This is a genomic window from Brucella thiophenivorans (assembly GCF_002252445.1).
GTDB classification, from domain to species: domain Bacteria; phylum Pseudomonadota; class Alphaproteobacteria; order Rhizobiales; family Rhizobiaceae; genus Brucella; species Brucella thiophenivorans.
Genome location: NZ_NNRJ01000061.1, coordinates 96,321 through 118,381, shown reverse-complemented (window position 1 = coordinate 118,381; position 22,061 = coordinate 96,321). Strand labels below are relative to the sequence as shown.

Sequence of the window (22,061 nt, the reverse complement as noted above, 5' to 3'; positions counted from 1 at the left end):
CATCACCGTGCGTTGGTTCAAATTAATCCGCGAAATGCCTCTAGTGCTTTTCCCGCATAAACCACAGCCGGACCGCCACCCATTTCGACAGCAATTTCAAGCGCTTCGACCAACTCCTTTTCAGTGGCACCATGACGAATGGCAGCGTCCACATGATACAGAATGCAATCTTCGCAGCCTTTACCAACAGCGATACTGACCGCAATCAACTCGCGCTGTGCAGAAGAAAATGTCCCCGCAGCCGTTGCAGTTTTGCTGACCTTGGCAAAACCGGACATGAGTTCGGGCGAAGCTTTTGCAAAAGTACCTAGTCGCGACTGGGCTTCCTTAAGACGTAATTTTACATCAGTCATTGGGACCTCCCGCAAAATTCACAACAAGATCAATCACTTCCTTCGCCTGATCCCATTGCGGCATATGTCCGGACTGGGCCAGAAAGTGAACGCCGATTGATGGTGGCAACGAGGTCACTTGTTGCCATGGAATAATGCGATCCTGAAGGCCGAACAGGACGCGGACAGGCATTGAACGCGAAAGCTTTTCCAGCGATGAAATAATGTCCGTGCGCTGCACTGACGATCCGACTACCGCGTCCGCCAGTTCTTTCAGTCGTCCCTTAGCCATCGTTGCGGCAAACTCTGCCGCCAGCGCAGGTGAAAGCTCCACTGGCTTTGCCGAAATGCGACGCAGAAGATGCGTTATCTCGCCAGCTGTCGTTGCCTGCGCCATGCCAGAGATAAATCCTGCGTCGATCTCAGAACCAAGACCTGCCGGAGCTATAAGTGTAAGCGTTTTAACACGATCAGAATGATCAAGAGCAAACACGCTCGCAGCGACCGCACCAAGAGAATGTGCAACCACATCTACTTTATCAATCGATAGCGCATCTAAGAAGGCAGGGAGAAACGCGCTTAACTGGTCTGAATTTGCCGCATTGATCGTCGTCAATCCATGCGCCGGAAAATCAGGCGCAACCACCCGGAAGCCTGCCCTGCGCAATCCGGATGCAACATTGCTCCATGTTGTCCGGTCACCAGAAAAGCCATGCAACAGCACGAAAACCCGTGCGTTTTCAGGACCGATATCCGTATAAGCAACACGACCATCTGCAAGTTGAACAAAATTCACATCAGCACTTGCTGCCGAATTGCCCGACGCAGCAAGAATATCTTCTTTCTCCACACGACCACGGCGACCCGAACCTGAAAGCGTGTTGATGTCTATGCCCTTCTGCCGCGCAAGCCTGCGTGCAAGCGGGGTCGCACGCGTACGTTGATCATGGCTCAATGTCTTTGCAGAGCGCACAGCTGTGGGCTCCTTAGCAGTTTCCGCTGGCATTTCGACTTCGATCTTTTGTGTGATTGAATTCGCTGCCACTTCAACGCGGGCAATAGCATCGCCAACGCTTACCATGTCGCCTTCAGCACGTAGAACCTCGAGAAGCTTACCACTGACAAGGGCCGGGAACTCGGCAACCGTCTTGTCTGTTTCAATCTCAAGAATGGCTTCGCCGCGTTCAAAACCGTCTCCCGCAGCTTTCAACCAGCGGACGATACGCCCCTCTTCCATCGTTTCACCGAGACGCGGCATATCAAGGTCGGTCACGACCTGATTATTCTGTGAACCGGGTGCATTCGCGGGGGCTGGTGCAACCGGTTCTTTCGGAGAAGAGCTGCTCTCGCTACCGTCCTCCGTCCAGTCAGGACCATTGCCTATATCGATGCGCGCCAATGGCGCACCAACCACAACATGATCCCCAATGGATCCAATCCACTCATTCAGAGTGCCATCGCCAAGCGCGGGAAACTCGGCAACCGTCTTATCGGTTTCAATCTCAATGATTGAATCACCGCGCCTGAAACTGTCGCCCGGATTGATGAGGAAGCCGACAATCTTGCCCTCCTCCATCGTTTCGCCAAGGCGCGGCATTTTGAGAATTCGCTCTGTCATGACAGCATTCTCTCCGCGACCGACCGAATAAGGTCTGCTGTCGGTACACTTCCGGCTTCCAGATCCTGCGAAACAGAAATCGGGATATCCTCGCCCGCAACACGCACGACAGGTTGCTCCAGATAGTCGAAGCATTCTTCCGTAATACGTGCCGAAAGCTCGGCCGCAACACCAGCAGTCATTACACCTTCAGATACGACCATCGCTTTGCCGACACGTTCAACATGTTCGCGGATCGTATCAAAGTCGAGCGGGTTAAGCGTGCGAAGGTCGATGACAGTCGCTTCAATGCCTTTCGCGGCCAGCTTTTCGGCAGCATCCAGCGCATAATGAAGCTGGCGCGAATAGGTAACGATAACCAGATCCTTGCCCGTACGACGCACCGCAGCCTTGCCCCATTCGAGCGGCTCAGCATCAAGGTCAACCTCTTCTTTGCGGGTATACAGCGCCTTGTGCTCAATGAATACCACCGGATCAGGTTTTGTCAGGCTCTGGCGCAGCAGATGATAGGCATCCTGCACGGTAGCAGGCATGACAAGCCGCAAGCCCGGCGTATGCATGATCCACGCCTCTAAGCTCTGGGAATGCTGTGCACCTGCGGAACGTCCGGTGCCGCCCTGCGTACGTAGGACCATTGGCACGCCAATCTGTCCGCCGAACATGTAACGGATTTTTGCCGCCTGATTGGCAAGCTGATCCATGGTCATGCCCAGAAAGTCGATATACATCAGCTCTGCAACGGGACGAAGACCAGTCATCGCAGCGCCGACAGCCGCACCAATGATTGCCGGCTCAGAAATCGGCGTATCGATTAGCCGATCAGCGCCATATTTGCCGATCAGGTCTTTCGTTACACCATAAGCTCCACCATAACGGCCAACCTCTTCGCCTATAACGACAATGGTGTTATCTTCAGCCATGGCATCATCCAGCGCTTTACGCAGCGCATCGCGGTAAGTCATGGCAACCATTATGCTTCATCCCTGGAAAGTACGCGATCAATACGGGTGCGGAGGGGTTCTGGTTCAGACTCACCGACCGCATAGACATCTTTGAACATTGAAGTGAGTGGCGGCGCCTTGGACTCGACCGCGAAATCAATGGTCGCATCCATTTCGGCGGTGATGCCACTATCCATTGCCTCAAGCTCTGTTTCCTGCGCAAAACCTTCTGAAACCAGCCGGTCACGCGTGAATTTCACCGGGTCTTTTTTGCGGCCTTCAGCTTCCTCCGCTTCCGCACGGTACGGGCTCTTATCCATGCGGGCATGACCGAAGAAACGATAGCACGTTACGGATAGGAAGCCGGGCTTTCCAAGACGAGCATCGTCGATAAGCCCTTGCGCTGTGGCTTTTACTTCTTCCACATCAATACCATCGACAATCGCGCCGTTGAGGCCGAAAGCATGTGCGCGCTGATCAAATGCCGTATTGGCCGTCGCCTGATCCACACGCGTTCCCATGCCATACTGGTTATTGATGCAGACAAACACCACCGGCAGGCCCCAGAGAGCCGCCATATTCATGCTTTCATACAAAATGCCCTGCTGCATAGCGCCGTCGCCAAAGAATGCGAGCGAAACAGAATTTTTCTTGAGGTACTTGCTGGATAGCCCTGCACCCACGACCGAAGGAATACCACCGCCGACAATCGCATTGGCCCCAAGATGACCCAGCGCCATATCGGCAATGTGCATGGAACCACCCTTGCCATGGCAATAGCCAGTTTCCTTACCACCGATTTCCGCCATCATCTGTTTCGGATCAGCGCCGCGTGCCAGAAAAATACCATGGCCACGATGATGCGTTGTAAACGTGTCCTGCGGCTGCATGGCAGCGCAAACACCGGCGGCTGCGGCTTCTTCACCAATCGACAGATGAAGCATCGAACCCGCTGTCTGGCCGCGCACGAACAATTCGCCGACGCGCTCTTCAAAGGTACGGATGCGCCGCATCGTACGGTATAGTTCGAGAAGATTAGAGTTACTCGGATTTTGCACGTGCGCCTCCGACAGACCTGTCTGTTGCAAATGTTTCATGATGTTTAGTTCAAGCCTTGCATGTGCTCTCAAAGGAGCTTCAGTTTGGTGGTGCGCGAAACAACCGCGACCGCGACGAGAATGATAAGACCCTTCACGATGCTCTGAATATATGTGTCCATGCCGATGAGGTTGAGGCCGTTATTGATGACACCGATAAACAATGCGCCAAAGAATGTGCCCGCTATCGTGGCCGTCCCCGGACGAAACATCGTCATTCCGATGAACACTGTTGCAAGGCCGTCGAGCAGATAGCGTTCGCCCGCATTTGGCTGACCAGAGCCAAGACGTGCCGCAAGAAGCGCACCGGCAACCGCTGCAAAAATCGAACACACGACAAGAGCGGCAGCACGATAAAACCGACCATTCACACCCGAAAGCTCCGCGGCTTTGAGATTACCGCCAACCGCATAGATGTATCGACCGAAAACAGTGCGCTCCATCAGGAACCAGGCGAATAAAACCACGATCACCATGGCATAAGCGAGCACCGGAATTCCAAACAACTGCCCCTGACCGAGCCAAAGATAATTTGCTGGCAGACCGCCATAGATTGCCCGCCCACCGGTCATCAGAAAATTGATGCCATAAAGGATCGATCCTATGGCAAGAGTGGCAATCAGCGATGGCACACCGACAAATGTAACCAGAATTGCATTGACCGAACCAACCAACAATCCAGCACCGAGGCCAGCAAGCAAGGCCACGGGCAAAGGAAATCCTGCAACCAGCATAAGTGGCACAAGAATGCCTGCCATGCCGACCATGTAACCGACCGAAAGATCCATTTCACGCGCCGCGAAGCCAAATGTGAGGCCTGCGCCAACGATGGTAAGCATCGAAATCTGCTGGATAATATTGAGAAGATTGTTTGCCGTCAGAAATCGGTCAACGGTTAGCGAAAAGCCTGCAAACAACAGGAAAAGCACGAAGAGTGTGCTATATTTAAGCAGCCACTCGCCTTTCAGCTTTTTGCCAAAGCTTTGGGCATGGCGGGATGATTGCGGTGACACCGCTGAAGATCGGGCATTCATGGGGTAACTCCTGCCATTGCGGCAATAAATTTCGCTTCGGAAAATTCGCCGCGCTCAATCTGAGGCCCCGGACTGCCATTTGCGAAGGGGATAACGCGGTCTGCGACGTCGGCTATTTCCAAAAGGTCAGATGAGGTAACGAGGATAGCGACGCCCTTGTCGGCAAGCCTGCGCATCTGCGCGTGAATCTCGCGCTTAGCGCCAATATCCACACCCTCGGTTGGCTCGATGAAGATCATCAGACGGTAATGATCATCAGCTCCGTAAAGCCATTTTCCAATCGAGACCTTTTGCTTGTTGCCGCCGCTCAAATCTTTGACGAACTGGCTGCGTGAATGCGCCTTCACGTTCATGATCTGCATTGTGCGGTCTGCTTCACCGGCTTCGCGACGCATGGACAAAATGCCTGTACCGCCCAAGGTCGCATGAGATGGATGCACCATTGCAAGGTTTTCACGTACATCCCAATCGCCTATGAGGGAGTTTTCCATTCGATGATCAGGTACGAGCGCCACACCCTTTTTCTGCATGGTTCGCGCATCGACCCTGTTTACGATTTCGCCCTGAAAGCGAAGACTGCCGCCTGTCACGCCGCTCGCGGCATAAAGTGAACGAGCAAAGCCAAAATGCCCTGCGCCAGTCAAACCGATCAGTCCTACGATCTCGCCTGCACGAATGATAAAGTTATCGGCACGAACACCCCCAGCCTGCCAATCACTGACCTCCAACACCACCGGACCAAGATTGCGGTTATGTTGGATTTCATTCTCCGGCGCATCCGTTCTTCCCGAACGCTGCAGCATCAGGTCGATCAGTTGCGCTTCACTTGAATTATCAGCATCAAGTGTTGCTATATGCCTTCCATCACGAAGGACAGTTATACGGTCACTCAGCGCTTTAATCTCAGAGAGAAAGTGGCTGATCAGTACAATGCCAACACCGTGTTGCGGCAAGGTTTTGATGATCTCCCAAAGGCTTTCTTTTTCGCGCGCAGGCAATGTTGCTGTTGGCTCATCAAGGATAAGCAACCGAACATTTCCACGCAGAGCACGGACAATCTCGATTATCTTCTGATCTGCCATCGGCAGCATATCAACCTGCTCATCAAGGTCGATATAAACTTGCGGAAACCAGCGTTTGAGAAGTTCTTCTGCGCGAGCGACAAGCTTTTTCTTGTCTATGATGCCAAGCCCCATGCGCGGTTCATCGCCCAGCAGAATATTTTGCGCAGCCGTCAGCCCCGGAACAAGGCTCCCTTCCTGCGAAACATGCGCGATACCCTTGCGCAAAGCGTCACCCGCGCTTGCAAGCTTCACCTCAACACCATCAATAGTGATATTACCAGAGGACGGGCTTTTGCTGCCGCCGAGAATACTGACCAACGTCGTCTTCCCGGCACCGTTTTCTCCGATCAGGCCATGCACCTCATCGAACCGGAATTCTGCACTGACCTGATCAAGCGCCAGCGTTCCGGGATAAGACATGACGATCTGTGAAAGGCTCACGGCCATCGACAAACTCCCGTGAATTGCATTTTCAAGCTTCAAAAAAGGCCGGAACGCGGAACGAACACGCCCCGGCCAATTGCAGGCGGGGTGGCCTATTTCTTCGGGAGGAAGTCTTTACAGTTCTGCTTTGTGACGAGCGGCGCATCGAGATAGACTGTCTTGGAAGGAATGACTGTTGCAGCATCTTCCTTCTTTACAACAATGCTTTCGATCCATTCACCTGTCTGCGCACCCATTTTTTCAAAGGGCTGCGAAACAGTCGCAATCATCAGGCTGTCTGGCTTGCAGACTTCTTCAATTGCCTGCGGATGCCCGTCAATACCAATCACTTTGACATTCTTCAAACCGGCTGCATTCAGAGAATTGATCGCAGCTTGTGCAGGCTCATCCCATGGTGCCCAGACTGCATTGATTTCTTCGCCAAAGCGCGACGCATAATCCTGCATGGAGCTGGTGGTGTCTTCAAAAAACGCAGTATAATCAATGTTGTGCTCTGCAAGAACTTTGATTTCTGGATATTCTTTTAGCACTGTGGCCATGACGTCGCCGCGTTTACGCGTGCCGTGATGCTCTGCCATACGCAGGAAAATCAGATTGCCTTTCCCACCCATTTCATTGAGCAGATAGGGGGATACTGCAGCCGACATCGCCCAGTTATTCGTCGTAACATCGACGAGAACACCATCGACCTGACCGCTATCAATGGCGAAAACTGGAATTTTTGCAGCAACGGCGGCATCAATGGCGGCGCGCGAAGCACGCAAATCCGACATGCTGACGATAATTGCATCGACACCACGCGATGCCGCATCCTGAATATTGGATGCGGTGCGCTCACCAGAACCACCGCTATCAAGAACACTCACATTCCAGTCCTTAGCGGTGTCCTTGAGCCATGCATCAAAGCCCGCTTTCGCACGCTGTTCAGACTGCGCGGCAGCATTCGAATGCACCCACGCAACATTCGTAGCCGATGCGCTTGCCGTACCCATCAGCACGGCCAAAGCTGCAACAGCGATAGATTTCTTGAAAAATCCCGATCCCATTTATTCCTCCCAGAAGCAACGTGGTTGGCTCCACTGTCCTGCTTCACATTGTTGAACCTCCGCATTGAGGACCAATGATGACATCTTGTTTGATGTCACATCTTCCCCAGACGCTTTCGGCGAAAGCTACGCGTTCCCCCGCCGCTCCTCCAAAACTGCCGCAATAACGCCGTCTGTCTCTGCTCCTCCAGAGAAAGACGTCCTCATTCGCTATCACTTCCGTCTCGCATTCCGATTGACCCGATCACTCATTCGCGCTCTTGTCCGTCGCAATGAATGATATTAAGCGTCGACAAATTACAAATGTCAAATAAAAATACATTTGTAATTTTGGGGCAGTGGATTGAATGAGGAACCAATGAGCGAATCCGAAGACAGCCTGATGGTACGCGTGGCATGGCTCTATTACGTTGGAGGATTCAACCAGGAGGCGACGGCATCCAGACTTGGATTGACGCGTGCCCGTGTAAACAAGATTCTGGGCGAAGCCCGCGAAAGCGGGCTGGTGAGTATTTCAATCGATCATCAGAATGCCGGTACGCTGCCTGTTGAAAACGAGCTAATGCGACGCTACGGATTGAATTTCTGCGTTACTACCCCGCCATTTGGCTTCGATATGGCTGATGATAATGCCTCTGAAATCCGTAAACAGGTTTCGTTCAGAGCTGTAGGTGTTGCAGCTGCAACCTATCTCAAAAATTTTCTGGCTGACAATCAGGAAGCAACCGTTGGCACCGGATGGGGACGAACCATCGAACAGATGACATTGCAACTTGCAGGTGTACGTGCACCGCAGGCCCGGTTCATTTCGGTAATGGGGTCGTTGACGGCAAATTCGGCCTATAATCCGTTTGAAGTCGTGCACATGTTGGCCCGTCGCACAGGCGGACAAGGCTTTTTCTTGCCTGTTCCGTTTATCGCTGATTCCGCTGAAGACCGAAAAGTTTTGATTTCTCAACGCTCCGTAGCTCGTGCGATGGAGATCGCTCGTACAGTATCGGTGTGTTTTATCAGCGCGGGCGAACTGACCGAGGATTCATTGCTGCGTCGTCAGAACATGTTAAGCAAAACCGAACTGGAAAGCCTGCGAGCAGCAGGCGCAATTGGTGATACCAACGGCATTTTCTTCGATAAGGAAGGCCATCAAATCGACCATGAGATGAACCAGCGCACCATAGCTCTGGGTTTTGCGGAGTTGCAAAAAGTGCAAGTTGTGCTTTTGATAGCGGGCCAAGAGAAAGCCGCTGCAGCCAAAGCACTGCTGAAAAGCGGCATCGTCAATGGCCTGATCATAGATGGCGATGCGGCAGAGGCGCTATTAGCTCTCTCGTAAGTTTATTTTTTGAAAATTACGTAAAATCGCAATCAAGGTCTATTTAATCGCTGCCTTCAAAGCTTCGAAAGTTTTGTCGGCAAATTTTCCTAAAACTCCTTTTTGCTGGCGATAATCTATGCCCTGAACAACACTGACTGTAACATTGTCGACATTGATACATTGCACAACGAAAGCGCCTTTTCCTTTGACGCCGCCTGTTACAACGACAAGCTGTCCGGGAAAATCCTGTATATCCGATCTTAAACCGGCTTTCTGTGCAGTTTCGGTGACAACATCCCCGCATTCCTCAATAGTGAGTTTGCTGGAGGGAGTGCGTTCGACATGATATGTCAGGTTGAAATCGTCATCCTGCGCAAGCGTCGGCGCAGTCATAGCCAAAATGGCGACGGATAAACCAAGGAATCGAATCAAATCAGGGTCTCCGCTTGGGTCTGTAGGCAGCTAGTTTAACGGAAACTATAATCAGAGGCACGGCCCCAAATTTTGTACCTTCACCATGCATGGGATGGTGAAGGTACACTTTGGGCGACTATTTAAAAACGGTCGCGATAGCTTTTGCCGTTGCATCAACGACCTTATCCGCCTCTTCGCGTGTCAGGCAAAGTGGCGGCGCGAAGCCAAGGATGTCACCCTCTGGCATCGCACGAGCAATCACGCCATTCGCAAGAAGTGCAGTGGAAATTTGCGCGCCAACCTTCAATGACGGATCAAAGAATTTGCGATCATCACGATCATCAACAAACTCGATCGCTGCCATCAGGCCTTCACCGCGTACATCACCGACATGTTTATGATCGCCAACAGCATCTTTAAGCGCTTTGCGGAAATATGCACCGGTCGACCCTGCATTTTCGACTAGTTTGAGTTCATCAATCAGCTTGAGGTTGGCGACACCGGCAGCAGCACAAATAGGGTGAGCGGAATAGGTCCAGCCATGGCCAATCGGACCCATCTGGTCGGATCCCTGTACCAAGACCTGCCACATGCGATCAGAAACGATTGAACCCGAAAGCGGTGCATAAGCCGATGTCAGGCCCTTGGCGATGGTTATCAGATCAGGCTTCATACCGTAATGATCGGAACCAAACATGCTGCCAAGACGACCAAAGCCAGTCACCACTTCATCGGCAACAAGCAGAATGTCGTAGCGATCAAGAACTGCCTGTATCTTTTGCCAGTATCCGGCTGGTGGCGGCACGATACCGCCAGTGCCCAGAACAGGTTCGCCAATAAAAGCAGCGATTGTATCTGGCCCTTCAGCAAGAATCATCTCTTCAAGCTTATCAGCACAGTGTTGCGAGAACTGTTCCTCGCTCATCGAACGATCTTCACGGCGGAAGTAATAAGGCGATTCCGTATGCAGGATCGGTGCGCGCGGCAAATCAAAGGCATTATGAAATGTCGCAAGGCCGGTCATGCTACCCGTCATAACACCCGAACCGTGATAGCCGCGCCAGCGTGAAATGATCTTTTTCTTTTCCGGGCGACCCAGAATATTGTTGTAATACCAGATCAGCTTGATGTTGGTTTCATTGGCATCCGAACCGGACAGACCAAAATAGACGCGGCTCATATGATCTGGCGCACGGTCGATAATCATCTTTGCAAGCGTGATCGACACTTCGGTGCCATGACCGACATAGGCATGATAATAGGCAAGCTTGCGCGCCTGCTCGGCAATTGCATCCGCAATCTCGGTTCGGCCATAACCGACATTGACGCAGTAAAGCCCCGCAAAGGCATCCAGACTTTTACGGCCATTGACATCAGCAATATAGACACCCTCGCCGCCTTCCAGTACGCGCGTGGGCGTTTCGCCGCGCGCATGCATTCCCATATGCGTGGAAGGATGGAAGAAATGATCGCGATCCCAGGCAGTGAGTTCGTTGCTGTTGTTCAACATCGGTTTGTTCCTTTCCTGTCGCAACGCTTTCACGCAGCGGTATCAATGCAGAGATATTTGAGTTCGGTGAAAGCTTCGATGCCCTGATGCGATCCTTCGCGGGCCAGCCCGGATTGTTTCCAACCGCCAAATGGGATCGGCGCACCGGTAATTTTTGCACGATTAATAGCAATCATGCCGTATTCGAGCGCCCGTCCCATCCGCAATTGCCGCGCACCATTCGATGTCACTACATAGGCCACAAGGCCATATTGCGTGGCATTGGCGCGTTTGAGGACTTCGGTCTCGTCATCAAAAACCGTGACGGCTGCGACCGGACCAAACGTTTCCTCATGCATAATGTCTGCATCATCTGAAACATTGGTCAGCAAAGTCGGCTCGAAGAAAAGCGTGTTATCGCCGATGCGCTTGCCGCCGACTTCGATCTTGGCGCCGCGCTTTTCTGCGTCGCGCACATGTTGCTCGATTTTATCGACCGCCCGGCTATGCATCATCGGACCGATCTCGACATCTACATCAAGACCATTGCCTGTTTTCAAACCACGAATGCGTGCGGCAAATGCCTTCGTGAACGCTGAAAAAATATCACGCTGGACAAAGATGCGGTTCGCTGCGAGGCAATCCTGTCCCGAGGTTGCAAATTTAGCCGCCATAGCAACATCGACTGCACGGTCAACATCGGCATCATTGAAGACAATTAAAGGTGCGTGCCCGCCAAGCTCCATCACCAGACGTTTGACGGTAGCTGCACATTTTGTGGCAATCATCTTGCCGATTTCAGTAGAGCCCGTGAAACTCAATCCCCGCGTGCGTTCATCCCGACAAAGCACGTCAACGATTGGTGCAGCTTTGCCTGTTACCACGTTGAAAATGCCTGATGGCATCCCCGCACGCTCTGCCAGCTCGGCTAAAGCCAATGCGGATAGCGGTGTTTCAGACGACGGATGAACAACGACCGTACAACCAGCGGCGATGGCCGCCGCAGCCTTGCGGGTAATCATGGCGTTCGGAAAATTCCATGGCGTTACAAGTCCGACAACCCCGAGCGCCTCGCGACGCACCAGCATTTCCGCATTGGGCAGATGGCTCACGATGGTTTCGCCATTCAGTCGCTTGGCCTCTTCTGCATACCATTCGATGAACGCTGCACCATAATCGATTTCGCCGCGCGATTCATTGAGTGGCTTACCCTGCTCAAGCGTCATCAGCAAAGCGAGATCTTCACGATGAGCAAGAACAAGCTCATGCCAGCGACGCAGAATTGCAGAGCGTTCCTGCGGTAACTTATCGCGCCAAGCTGGGAAAACCTTTTCAGCCGCATCAATGGCAAGCATTGTTTGTGCTTCGCTCAGGCTTGCAACACGCGCCAGTCGCTTTCCCGTAGCGGGATCGGAAACGGCGAATGTCTCAGCTGTGTCGCCAGCGACCCAGCGCCCGTTGATATAACTTAATTCGCGAAAAAGATGTTTGTCCCGAAGCCTGCTAAGCCCATCATGTTGTAGCGGATGATCCAGAACGGCATTCATTGTGCTTCTCCCAAATTCTGGAAGAACCATCTCATAGCTTCGACATCTATTCAGACCAAATATGCGAGAGCGAACAGTATGATTGGGCTAAACTTCGTCAGTCAAACAGACGGTTTAGACTATTCAACATCGTCTGCCATGATCGAAAGCGGCGTGCCGGTTCTTTCATCCTTCACCAGTTTGGTCACGATATAAGTGAAGTATCGCTCAATGCCGATATTCTGATCAAGCAACCGATCAACCAGCCGCTGATAGGCATCAATGTCACGCGTCATGATCATCAGAAAATAATCGACACCACCGCCAACCGACCAGCACGAGATGATTTCTGGAATGGCTGCAACCGCCCGCTCAAAGCGGTCAAAATCGCTTTGCCGATGGTTGCCGAGCGTAATCTGTACCATGACATGCGCGATGGCCGCAATTTTTCGATGGGCGATCCGCGCGTGATAACCCGTAACAATGCCCGCTTCCTCCAGCTTGCGCAGCCGCAGCCAGCAGGGTGTTGGAGAAAGACCAACCTTTTCCGCCAAGGCAATCTTGGTGATACGCGCATTTTCCTGAACAGCTTCAAGAATGCGAAGATCAACAGCGTCGAGCTTGAGAGCGGATTTCATTCGATCCTTCCAGATACATCAGCAGTTACACCATACTCATTGGCACGGTGATGCGCGCCGTTCAAGACTGAAGCACCAAAAGTCGTGACAGTACATAATTGTAATGATCCAATATAGTTATTGACATGATCAATCTCGTCTTACAATCATAGTCATAACGATAATAATCAAGCATATGGGGAACGAGAATGTGGCTTTGCGGCCGCAGACGGTGCTTTATTGCGCCTTATGTCAGCTCGTTTATGACGCAGCCCGATAACGGGATGCAACGTTTCTCCATCTGTTACAAAGCTGTGAGAGGCAGACAACGTGTCTGATATTATTGGCGTTGATAAGATAGAAAAAGCGCGTGACCGGCTCGAAGGTCAAATTGAGCGTACACCGCTTATGCGCTCTGAAAGCTTAAGCCAACATTCTGGCGCACCTGTTTTTCTCAAGCTCGAAAACCTTCAGCCGACCGGCAGTTTCAAACTGCGCGGAGCAACCAATGCCGTTCTGAGCCTATCGCCGGAAGAAACGCAGAATGGCGTTGTTACCGCCTCCACCGGCAATCATGGCCGCGCATTGGCCCATGCTGCGTCAGCGCAGGGGCTGACTGCAACAATCTGTCTTTCCTCACTTGTGCCCCACAACAAGATCGAGGCAATCCGAGATCTTGGAGCAGACATACGCGTTATTGGAAAATCTCAAGACGACGCCATGCTAGAAGTCGCACGTCTTGTCACGGAAGAAGGCATGAAAGCCGTTCCGCCTTTCGATGATCCGCGCATCATCGCCGGTCAGGGAACGATAGGACTGGAAATCATCGACGATCTAGCCGAAGTCGAAGCCATTCTCATTCCCCTTTCAGGTGGAGGACTGGCGGCAGGCATAGCCACAGCGGTAAAAGCTCGACGCCCACAAACCCGAATTATTGGTGTTTCCATGCAACGTGGCGCGGCCATGGATGCAAGCCTCAAGACGGGTAAACCCATTGACGTCGAAGAGGTGGATACATTGGCAGACTCTCTTGGCGGGGGCATTGGGACGAGCAATCGCTGGACATTTGCAATCTGCAAGGCATTGCTGGATGAAGTCATCCTGCTTGACGAAGAAGAAATCGCTGCCGGCATCAAGCATGCCGCTTTGCAAGAAGAACAGATCATTGAGGGTGCGGCGGCGGTTGGCATTGGTGCACTGTTGAGCGGTAAATTCCGTCCTGTCGGACCAACCGCCCTCATCATATCCGGTGGTAATATCGATCCTGAACAACACCGCGCAATCATGGAAGAACGCTATCGGAGGGCTGGCTGATGGCCGAAATGCGAATTCTGACTGAGGCCGATCTACGCGAGATCATATCGATTGATCTGGAAAGCATCGCTTGTGTTGAAGATGCCTTTCGCGCACTTGCAGGCGGAAAAGTCAGTATGCCGCCTATTCTGCGGCTCGATATTCCCGCAGAACGCGGCGAAGTCGATGTCAAGACTGCTTATATTTCTGGTCTCGATAGTTTCGCCATCAAGATCAGCCCGGGATTTTTCAACAATCCTTCCATTGGCCTGCCTTCCACCAATGGGCTGATGATCCAGTTTTCTGCAAAGACCGGGCTGATCGAAGCGCTGCTGTTGGACAATGGTTACCTGACCGATGTGCGCACCGCTGCCGCAGGTGCAGTCGCTGCAAAACATCTGGCACGTAGAGATGCACAAATCGCCACTGTCATGGGGGCAGGCATGCAGGCCAAGCTACAACTAAAGGCACTAACGCTTGTGCGTCCAATTACCGAGGCTCGCATATGGGCGCGCGATCTTGAGAAGGCGCAACGTCTTGCGCGTGATTTAACTCAACAATTTGGCTTTCCGGTCAATGCGTTAAGAGATGCACAGGAAGCCTGTCGCGGTGCTGACATTATCGTCACAACGACGCCTTCTGAAACGCCGCTCATCAAGGCCGATTGGCTGGAGACGGGACAGCACATCACCGCAATGGGCTCGGACGCAGAGCACAAAAACGAGCTTGATCCAGCGACTTTCGAGCGCCCGATCATCTATATAGCCGACAGTTTAAACCAGACCCGCAGGCTTGGTGAACTGCACCACGCCATCAAAGCAGGTGTTGTCGAGGCCGATGCAGCCTTTCAGGAGCTTGGTCAGATCATTCTTGAAGGCGACGTAACCCAACGCGATCGGAACGCCATTACGATTTGCGATCTGACGGGCACAGGCGTTCAGGACACGGCGATTGCCCATCTTACTACACAACGTGCCAGCCTTCGCGATGCAGGCGCAAAGATTGATTCAAGCAAAAACGCAGGAGCCAGCCGATGAGTGCGGAACTTAATTTCACGCGCGCAGAATATGATCTGCGGATTGCCAAAACACGGCGCGCCATGGAGAAGGCGGGCTTTGATGTCATCATCGTGACTGATCCTTCTAACATGCATTGGCTGACAGGTTACGATGGCTGGTCCTTCTATGTTCACCAATGTGTCGTACTGGCGATGGATGGTGAGCCGATCTGGTATGGTCGCGGTCAGGATGGCAATGGCGCCAAGCGCACCGCATGGATCAGCTTTGATAACATCATCGGTTACCCCGATCATTATGTGCAATCACTCGAACGCCATCCCATGGATTTGCTGGCCTCTATCCTCGAAGACAAAGGCTTTGGCAACAAAACGATTGCCGTAGAATTCGATAATTACTGGTACACCGCAGCCGCCCACCATGCGTTACAGAAGCATTTGCCGAATGCGAAATTCAAAGACGCGCAGGGCCTTGTCAACTGGCAACGCGCGATAAAAAGTCCGACCGAAATCGACTATATGCGAAAGGCTGGCCGCATTGTCGAAGTCATGCACCAGCGAATTGTCGAGAAGATCGAACCGGGCATGCGCAAATGCGATCTGGTTGCCGAAATTTATGATGCAGGTACGCGCGGCGTTGACGGCTTTGGCGGCGATTATCCGGCAATTGTGCCGCTCTTGCCATCGGGTGCAGATGCCTCCGCACCGCATCTCACCTGGAATGATCTGCCGATGAAATCAGGCGAAGGCACATTCTTCGAAATTGCCGGATGCTACAAGCGATACCACTGCCCGCTGTCGCGCACGGTATTTCTGGGCAAACCGACGCAGGCCTTCCTTGATGCGGAAAAGGCAACATTAGAAGGCATGGAAGCCGGGCTTGCAGCGGCACGCCCGGGTAACACATGCGAAGATATTGCCAATGGCTTCTTCGGCGTGCTCAAAAAATACGGGATTATCAAGGATAACCGAACCGGCTACTCAATCGGTCTGTCCTATCCGCCTGACTGGGGCGAACGCACCATGAGCCTGCGGCCCGGCGATCGGACGGAGCTACAACCCGGCATGACGTTTCACTTTATGACGGGCCTTTGGCTTGAGACGATGGGTCTCGAAATTACCGAAAGCATCGTCATCACCGAAACCGGCGTCGAGTGCCTGTCAAACGTGCCACGCAAGCTGGTCGTGAAGGATTAAGGACGGTTCATGATGATGCACAGCTTGCCTCCTTCCCGGCCTTCACCAATCACACCGACTGTCGATCTGAACCGCGACGGCATACAGCATGGCCATTTGCGACTGCCATGGTCGCGCGACGATTCCGCCTGGGGATCTGTGATGTTGCCGATTTGCGTGATCCGCAATGGCGATGGACCGACGGCTCTATTGACCGGCGGCAATCACGGCGACGAATATGAAGGGCCGGTGGCACTTTATGATCTTGCTGCCAATTTGAAACCCGAGCAAATCAACGGTCGCGTCATTATTGTTCCCGCAATGAACTATCCCGCTTTCATAGCTGGAACGCGGACATCCCCCATAGACAAAGGAAATCTCAATCGCAGTTTTCCCGGACGTCCCGATGGAACGGTTACGGAAAAGATCGCAGATTATTTCACCCGCTATCTGCTGCCAACAGCCGACATTGTAATGGATTTTCATTCAGGCGGTCGCACACTGGATTTTTTGCCTTATGCTGCTGCACACGCCCTGCCAGACACGGCACAGGAAGCCCGTTGTTTTGCTGCGGTCAAAGCGTTTTCCGCACCGTTTTCCATGCGGATGATCGAGATAGATGCGGTGGGAATGTACGACACCACCGCTGAAGAGGCTGGCAAGGTTTTTGTAACGACCGAGCTTTCGGGTGGTGGCACAATCACAGCCCACACAGCGGCAATCGCCAAACGCGGTATTCGCAATATTTTGATTCACGCGGGAATACTGGAAGGTGAGATCGAGACATCACCGACCAAATGGCTGGATATGCCATCAGACGAATGTTTCGGATTTGCCGACACTGATGGATTGTTGGAACCTTTGGTTGATTTAGGCGCTACGCTTCGAAAAGGTGACGTTATTGCACGCGTTCATCAAGTTGCACGCACCGGAAGCCCGCCACAGGAATATCGCGCTGCACTCGACGGAATACTCGCAGCCCGCCACTTTCCGGGTCTCATCAAGATGGGCGATTGCCTGTCTGTTATCGCCACAAACAGCGAGGAACCAACCTCGGGATAGACTATTCAACATCAATAAATTGACAAGCCGGAAAACAAACAACCGGCATTCATAAAGAGGAGTGAACACCATGCGCATGAAACTTACTTCGATCTCAGCTCTGCTTTCGGCAGCAGCATTTATCGTCATGACCATTCCGTCGCAGGCTGGCACAATTGACGATCTGAAAAGTGCTGGCTTTGTACGGGGGGCGACCGCCAATGAGGTGCCCTATGGCTATATGGATGCCAGCGGTGCAGCCAAAGGCATCGGCCCGGATGTTGCCGCGGCTATTTTCAAGAAGCTCGGCATTGAAGAAGTCGACTGGACTGTGACACCATTTGGCTCGCTTATCCCCGGCCTTAAGGCAAAACGCTTTGAATTTGTAGCCGCAGAACAGAATGTTCTGCCAGACCGTTGCAAGCAGGTTCAGTTTTCAGTTGCCAATTCCAGCTATGGCGAAGGTCTTCTGGTACCAAAAGGAAACCCAAAGAAAATCCATTCCTATGAAGACATCAAGAAAGATCCGTCGCTGAAAGTAGCCATCGTCTCCGGTGCAGACCAGATCGACTTTTTGCATGGGATGGGTATCGATGAATCCCAGATCATTATGATCCAGGGCAATGCCGATGCACCATCGACAGTGCAGACCGGTCGCGCCGATGCCTATGCAGCAACCGAGTTGACGGTCGCAAAGCTTGTCGAAAACGCACCACAGCTTGAACAGGCGCATCCATTTACCGATCCTGTCGTCGATGGAAAGCCAGCGCGCAGCTTTGGCGCCTTCAGTTTCCGTCCTGAGGATAAGGAGTTCTATGACGCTTTCAACAACGAGCTAATCGAGTTCAAAAAAACCGACGATTATGCAAAAATCCTTATGACATACGGACTTAGCGAAGAAAGCGTTGAGGCAGCAAGAACCGTTGATACAGCCAGCCTCTGCAACCCAAAATAATATTTCCTAACGCCTGCCAGGCCTGAAAACGGCCTGGCAGGCTTTGTCTCATCTCAGACGGGAGAGGACCATATGCACTGGACGGAATATCTACCCGCCCTTTTCAAAGGGGCTCAAGTCACGGTTGTCCTTGCGCTCAGTTCGATGGCCATCGGTACGATACTGGCATTTGCCGCAGGTATTGCGCGCTTTGCTGGCGGTCCGATTCTGTCTGCGATTGCAGTCGCTTATATCGAAATATTTCGCGGCACATCGCTCCTCGTGCAATTGTTCTGGCTCTATTATGCCCTGCCCTTGATCGGCATTTCGTTCGATCCGGTCACAACCGGCATCATGGGGCTTGGTCTGAACATTGGGGCTTATGGCGCGGAAGTGGTGCGTGGTGCACTGCAATCGGTTCCAGAGGCACAGCACGAGGCGGCACGCGCCCTTAACTTTAGCAAGACACACACCTTGTTTCATGTCGTTTTACCGCAGGCTATCGTTGAAATGATGCCGGCCTTTGGCAATCTTGCGATTCACAATCTGAAGGATACCGCTCTTGCATCGCTGATCGCGATTAGTGATCTGACCTTCCAGGCCCAGCGTTTGCGCAATCTGACACTTGATAGTGTTACGATCTATTCCCTGACGCTGCTTGGCTATTTTGCCATGGCGCTCGTGCTTGCATCAGCCATTCGTTTGCTCGAACGACACCTTCGTCGCAAAACAATGGCGGGAGGCTTCGCATGATTTACGGTTATGCATGGGACACCTCGTCCACGCTCTCCTTTGCTATCTCCATCCTGCCAATTTTAGCAATCGGCCTAACGGTTACGTTAAAAGCCGCAGCCGCTGGGTTTGCCATTGCTTTGGTTCTCGGTCTTGTCTTCGCGCTTTTGCGCCGCAGCCCTTACAAAATCATCTCATGGCCGACAGTTGTGGTGGTGGAATTCCTGCGCGACACACCACTCTTGGTTCAACTGTTCTTCCTCTATTATGTGCTGCCGGTTTATGGGATCGTGCTACCAGCCTTCATGACCGGAGCCTTGGCGCTCGGCCTGCAATATTCCGCTTATACGTCAGAGGTTTATCGCGGCGGCATTGAAGCAATTCCACGCGGACAATGGGAAGCCGCACGGGCGTTAAACCTCACCCCCTGGCGTACATATAAAGACATTGTCATACCGCAAGCTGTGCCGCGCATCATCCCAGCAATGGGCAATTACCTTGTCTCTATGCTGAAAGAAACGCCGGTTTTATCCGTCGTCAGCATCGTGGACATGCTCAACCTCGCCAACCTGATCGGCGATCGGACATTTGAATATCTCGTACCACTCTCAATGGTCGGTTTGATCTTCCTCGTCCTGACACTCATCTGCTCGGCACTCATTCGCCGGCTTGAACGCACACTTCCAAAGAACGGGATCGCTCTCAAATGACCCAGGAAATCATCCGCTTTCAGGACGTAACAAAGCGCTTCGGCGCGCTGACAGTACTGGATCGCTTCAATTTCTCGGTCAAAACGGGCGAGAAAGTCACCTTGATTGGCCCATCTGGTTCGGGAAAATCAACCGTTCTGCGTATCCTTATGACCCTGGAGCCATTTCAGGAAGGAACATTAGAGCTCGCTGAAATGCCCTATCACGAACCGAATGGCAAAGGGCATTTTCAGGCAAGCGAAGCACATTTGCGCAAAATCAGATCACATGTCGGCATGGTGTTTCAGAGCTTCAATCTGTTCCCGCATATGTCTGTTCTGCGCAACATCATCGAAGCTCCGGTTCATGTGCTCGGCATGAAACGCGCTGAAGCCGAAGCGCGCGCACTTGATCTTTTATCGCTTGTCGGCCTCACCGATAAGAAAGATCATTACCCATCACAGCTCTCCGGTGGGCAGCAACAACGTGTTGCGATTGCACGTTCGCTGGCAATGCGTCCACGGGTTCTGCTGTTTGACGAGCCGACATCAGCGCTTGATCCACAGCTCGTTGGAGAAGTGCTAGCGGTCATTCGCTCACTCGCACAGGAACACGATCTGACAATGCTTCTGGTCACCCATGAGATGCGGTTTGCACGCGAAGTATCTGATCGCGTTTGCTTTTTCGACAAGGGACGTATCTGTGAACAAGGAACCCCAGATCAGATATTCCAATCACCGAAAGAAGAGCGGACCAAGGAGTTTTTGCAGTCTGTACTCTGACGTCAGGCGATAGAACTCACATCATAAACCGGAGGCAATTGCGCAAATGTTTCGCGAATTGTCTCCAGAGCTGTCTGCAAAGCAGACCGCGAAAGCCTTCCGCCAAGACAGATACGGATACCGCCATTTCCTCGATCACCACCGGCAACAAACGGTTCCGAAGGTGTCACCGCAACGCCTTTACTTGCGAGCGCCCGCACCAGACCATCTTCCGACCAGTTGCGTGGGATATGCAGCCACGCGCAAAGTGAAAGCGGATTGCTTCCGGCCACATGTGTTCCCAGAATATCGCTAACCAATGCCTGTCTCAGACGCAACTCGCTGCGCTGAATATCAAGCAATCGCGAGGCCGTTCCATCCTCAATCCAGCGGCTGGCCATTTCCGCCACCAGGTTAACACCGCTCCAGCTCGTCACGCGCAGAATGGAGGTAACACGAATGGAGTAATGGGCTGGCACCACTAGATAGCCGGTGCGTAGACCGGTCATGACTGTCTTGGTAAAACTGGTGACGAAAAACCCCAATTCAGGCAGAAGTTCAGGCATTGATGGCAATTGTTCTTCGAGAATTGGCTTGTACACTTCGTCCTCAATGACAAAGACACCATATTTTTGGGCGATGTCGGCAATAGCGATGCGTCTTTCAGCACCCATCAGATGACTGGTTGGATTTCCGAGCGTCGGGATAAGTACCAGCGCTTTTACGTCACCGACCTCGCAGGCCGTTTCAAACGCTTCAGGCAATATGCCTTCACGATCGGTAGGCAACCCGCGCAAAGTGAAGCCGAGAACATTCGCCATTCCAATAATGCCGTGATCGGTAAGGCTTTCGGTCAGCACCAGTTCACCAGGCTGCACAACGGCAGCGACGGCCAGAAACAGTCCGTGCGCTGCACCATTGGTGATAATCACTCGGCCGGGGTCGACCGCAACTGACAAACCGCGCAGCCAATCGCAGGCAACGTTGCGATGATGATCCAATCCTGCAATGGGACGGCATGGCCGCATAAAGCTCGAATTGTCAGACTGGCTTAACTCTTCGAACAATTGTCGTGAAGCATGCTCATGTGCACCCATATAGACCGCCCGAATAATGGACAGATCGGCTGCGCCGCTCGGGTCTCGATCAAGCATAAATCGATCAGCGCGTTCTGTGACGCGATGACAAACATAAGTGCCACGTCCAACCTCACCGCGCAGATAACCACGCCGCTCTGCTTCTTTATAACTGATGCTTACGGTTTGAACAGATAGCCCAAGCTTATGCGCCAGATCGCGATGCGTTGGCATCCTGGTTTCTGGCTTAAGGACGCCCTTCTCAATATCTTCAACGATCTTTTCGGTCAGAAGCCGATGTTTGGTAGACCCCTTACGCATTTCCAGCACGGGTTGCCACACGTCGAAAGTCACAAGATCATTACAAGACATCGATTGTCCTATTTACAGGAATTTACCCCAGGACA

General features: G+C 52.5%; 21 protein-coding genes. 9 read left to right on the top strand and 12 right to left on the bottom strand.

The annotated features are described in order from the left end of the window. Positions 1 to 17: 17 nt before the first annotated feature. The 7 genes from CEV31_RS19155 to CEV31_RS19125 all read right to left on the bottom strand — a co-directional run bounded on the left by CEV31_RS19155 (position 18) and on the right by CEV31_RS19125 (position 7,576). Positions 18 to 353: a carboxymuconolactone decarboxylase family protein gene (locus CEV31_RS19155; RefSeq protein WP_094509552.1), complete on the bottom strand. Its 336-nt coding sequence runs from the start codon at positions 351 to 353 to the stop codon at positions 18 to 20. Next, positions 346 to 1,950, bottom strand: coding sequence for an acetoin dehydrogenase dihydrolipoyllysine-residue acetyltransferase subunit (locus tag CEV31_RS19150; protein ID WP_094509550.1), 1,605 nt, complete (start codon positions 1,948 to 1,950; stop codon positions 346 to 348). The genes CEV31_RS19155 and CEV31_RS19150 overlap by 8 nt, the downstream gene beginning before the upstream one ends. Then, positions 1,947 to 2,921, bottom strand: coding sequence for an alpha-ketoacid dehydrogenase subunit beta (locus tag CEV31_RS19145; RefSeq protein ID WP_169717408.1), 975 nt, complete (start codon positions 2,919 to 2,921; stop codon positions 1,947 to 1,949). The genes CEV31_RS19150 and CEV31_RS19145 overlap by 4 nt, the downstream gene beginning before the upstream one ends. Next, on the bottom strand, positions 2,921 to 3,949 hold the full coding sequence (locus tag CEV31_RS19140) for a thiamine pyrophosphate-dependent dehydrogenase E1 component subunit alpha (RefSeq protein WP_094509627.1): 1,029 nt from the start codon (positions 3,947 to 3,949) through the stop codon (positions 2,921 to 2,923). The genes CEV31_RS19145 and CEV31_RS19140 overlap by 1 nt, the downstream gene beginning before the upstream one ends. A gap of 68 nt (positions 3,950 to 4,017) precedes the next feature. Then, a complete protein-coding gene (locus CEV31_RS19135; RefSeq protein WP_094509546.1) occupies positions 4,018 to 5,022 on the bottom strand; it encodes an ABC transporter permease in 1,005 nt (334 codons plus the stop codon). After that, positions 5,019 to 6,533: a sugar ABC transporter ATP-binding protein gene (locus CEV31_RS19130; RefSeq protein ID WP_094509544.1), complete on the bottom strand. Its 1,515-nt coding sequence runs from the start codon at positions 6,531 to 6,533 to the stop codon at positions 5,019 to 5,021. The genes CEV31_RS19135 and CEV31_RS19130 overlap by 4 nt, the downstream gene beginning before the upstream one ends. Positions 6,534 to 6,622: 89 nt before the next feature. Next, positions 6,623 to 7,576 carry a sugar ABC transporter substrate-binding protein gene (locus CEV31_RS19125; RefSeq protein ID WP_094509542.1) on the bottom strand — a complete coding sequence of 318 codons (954 nt, stop codon included), beginning with the start codon at positions 7,574 to 7,576 and terminating at the stop codon, positions 6,623 to 6,625. 358 nt (positions 7,577 to 7,934) lie between these two features. Between CEV31_RS19125 and CEV31_RS19120 the strand changes: the two genes are divergently transcribed. After that, the gene (locus CEV31_RS19120) at positions 7,935 to 8,909 is read left to right on the top strand and encodes a sugar-binding transcriptional regulator (RefSeq protein WP_094509540.1); all 975 of its coding nucleotides are present in this window, start codon (positions 7,935 to 7,937) and stop codon (positions 8,907 to 8,909) included. Positions 8,910 to 8,948: 39 nt separating this feature from the next. Here the strand turns inward: CEV31_RS19120 and CEV31_RS19115 are convergent, their stop codons facing one another. The 4 genes from CEV31_RS19115 to CEV31_RS19100 form a co-directional block, all read right to left on the bottom strand. Further along, complete coding sequence (locus CEV31_RS19115; protein ID WP_143850990.1) at positions 8,949 to 9,323, bottom strand: DUF6180 family protein; 375 nt, start codon at positions 9,321 to 9,323, stop codon at positions 8,949 to 8,951. A 118-nt stretch (positions 9,324 to 9,441) separates the two neighbouring features. Next, positions 9,442 to 10,815, bottom strand: a complete 1,374-nt coding sequence (locus tag CEV31_RS19110; RefSeq protein WP_094509625.1) for an aspartate aminotransferase family protein — start codon at positions 10,813 to 10,815, stop codon at positions 9,442 to 9,444. Between the two features lie 29 nt (positions 10,816 to 10,844). Continuing rightward, a complete protein-coding gene (locus tag CEV31_RS19105) occupies positions 10,845 to 12,341 on the bottom strand; it encodes an NAD-dependent succinate-semialdehyde dehydrogenase (RefSeq protein ID WP_094509536.1) in 1,497 nt (498 codons plus the stop codon). A gap of 119 nt (positions 12,342 to 12,460) precedes the next feature. Further along, positions 12,461 to 12,958 carry an Lrp/AsnC family transcriptional regulator gene (locus tag CEV31_RS19100; RefSeq protein WP_094509533.1) on the bottom strand — a complete coding sequence of 166 codons (498 nt, stop codon included), beginning with the start codon at positions 12,956 to 12,958 and terminating at the stop codon, positions 12,461 to 12,463. A 309-nt stretch (positions 12,959 to 13,267) separates the two neighbouring features. Between CEV31_RS19100 and eutB the strand changes: the two genes are divergently transcribed. The 8 genes from eutB to ehuA all read left to right on the top strand — a co-directional run bounded on the left by eutB (position 13,268) and on the right by ehuA (position 20,599). Further along, positions 13,268 to 14,251 carry a hydroxyectoine utilization dehydratase EutB gene (eutB, locus tag CEV31_RS19095; RefSeq protein WP_374847377.1) on the top strand — a complete coding sequence of 328 codons (984 nt, stop codon included), beginning with the start codon at positions 13,268 to 13,270 and terminating at the stop codon, positions 14,249 to 14,251. Further along, on the top strand, positions 14,251 to 15,267 hold the full coding sequence (locus tag CEV31_RS19090; RefSeq protein ID WP_094509531.1) for a cyclodeaminase: 1,017 nt from the start codon (positions 14,251 to 14,253) through the stop codon (positions 15,265 to 15,267). The genes eutB and CEV31_RS19090 overlap by 1 nt, the downstream gene beginning before the upstream one ends. Further along, entirely contained in the window at positions 15,264 to 16,442 is a 1,179-nt protein-coding gene (doeA, locus tag CEV31_RS19085) for an ectoine hydrolase DoeA (protein WP_094509529.1), read from the top strand. Before CEV31_RS19090 ends, doeA begins: the two co-directional genes overlap by 4 nt. A 12-nt stretch (positions 16,443 to 16,454) precedes the next feature. Then, entirely contained in the window at positions 16,455 to 17,483 is a 1,029-nt protein-coding gene (doeB, locus tag CEV31_RS19080; RefSeq protein WP_094509621.1) for a N(2)-acetyl-L-2,4-diaminobutanoate deacetylase DoeB, read from the top strand. A 70-nt stretch (positions 17,484 to 17,553) separates the two neighbouring features. After that, on the top strand, positions 17,554 to 18,417 hold the full coding sequence (gene ehuB / locus CEV31_RS19075) for an ectoine/hydroxyectoine ABC transporter substrate-binding protein EhuB (protein WP_094509527.1): 864 nt from the start codon (positions 17,554 to 17,556) through the stop codon (positions 18,415 to 18,417). A 72-nt stretch (positions 18,418 to 18,489) separates the two neighbouring features. Then, positions 18,490 to 19,149, top strand: coding sequence for an ectoine/hydroxyectoine ABC transporter permease subunit EhuC (gene ehuC, locus CEV31_RS19070; RefSeq protein ID WP_094509524.1), 660 nt, complete (start codon positions 18,490 to 18,492; stop codon positions 19,147 to 19,149). Further along, positions 19,146 to 19,838 carry an ectoine/hydroxyectoine ABC transporter permease subunit EhuD gene (ehuD, locus tag CEV31_RS19065; RefSeq protein WP_094509520.1) on the top strand — a complete coding sequence of 231 codons (693 nt, stop codon included), beginning with the start codon at positions 19,146 to 19,148 and terminating at the stop codon, positions 19,836 to 19,838. Before ehuC ends, ehuD begins: the two co-directional genes overlap by 4 nt. Continuing rightward, positions 19,835 to 20,599, top strand: a complete 765-nt coding sequence (ehuA, locus tag CEV31_RS19060; RefSeq protein ID WP_094509518.1) for an ectoine/hydroxyectoine ABC transporter ATP-binding protein EhuA — start codon at positions 19,835 to 19,837, stop codon at positions 20,597 to 20,599. Before ehuD ends, ehuA begins: the two co-directional genes overlap by 4 nt. A 2-nt stretch (positions 20,600 to 20,601) precedes the next feature. Here the strand turns inward: ehuA and ehuR are convergent, their stop codons facing one another. Continuing rightward, complete coding sequence (ehuR, locus tag CEV31_RS19055; RefSeq protein ID WP_169717406.1) at positions 20,602 to 22,026, bottom strand: MocR-like ectoine utilization transcription factor EhuR; 1,425 nt, start codon at positions 22,024 to 22,026, stop codon at positions 20,602 to 20,604. Between the last annotated feature and the right edge of the window lie 35 nt (positions 22,027 to 22,061).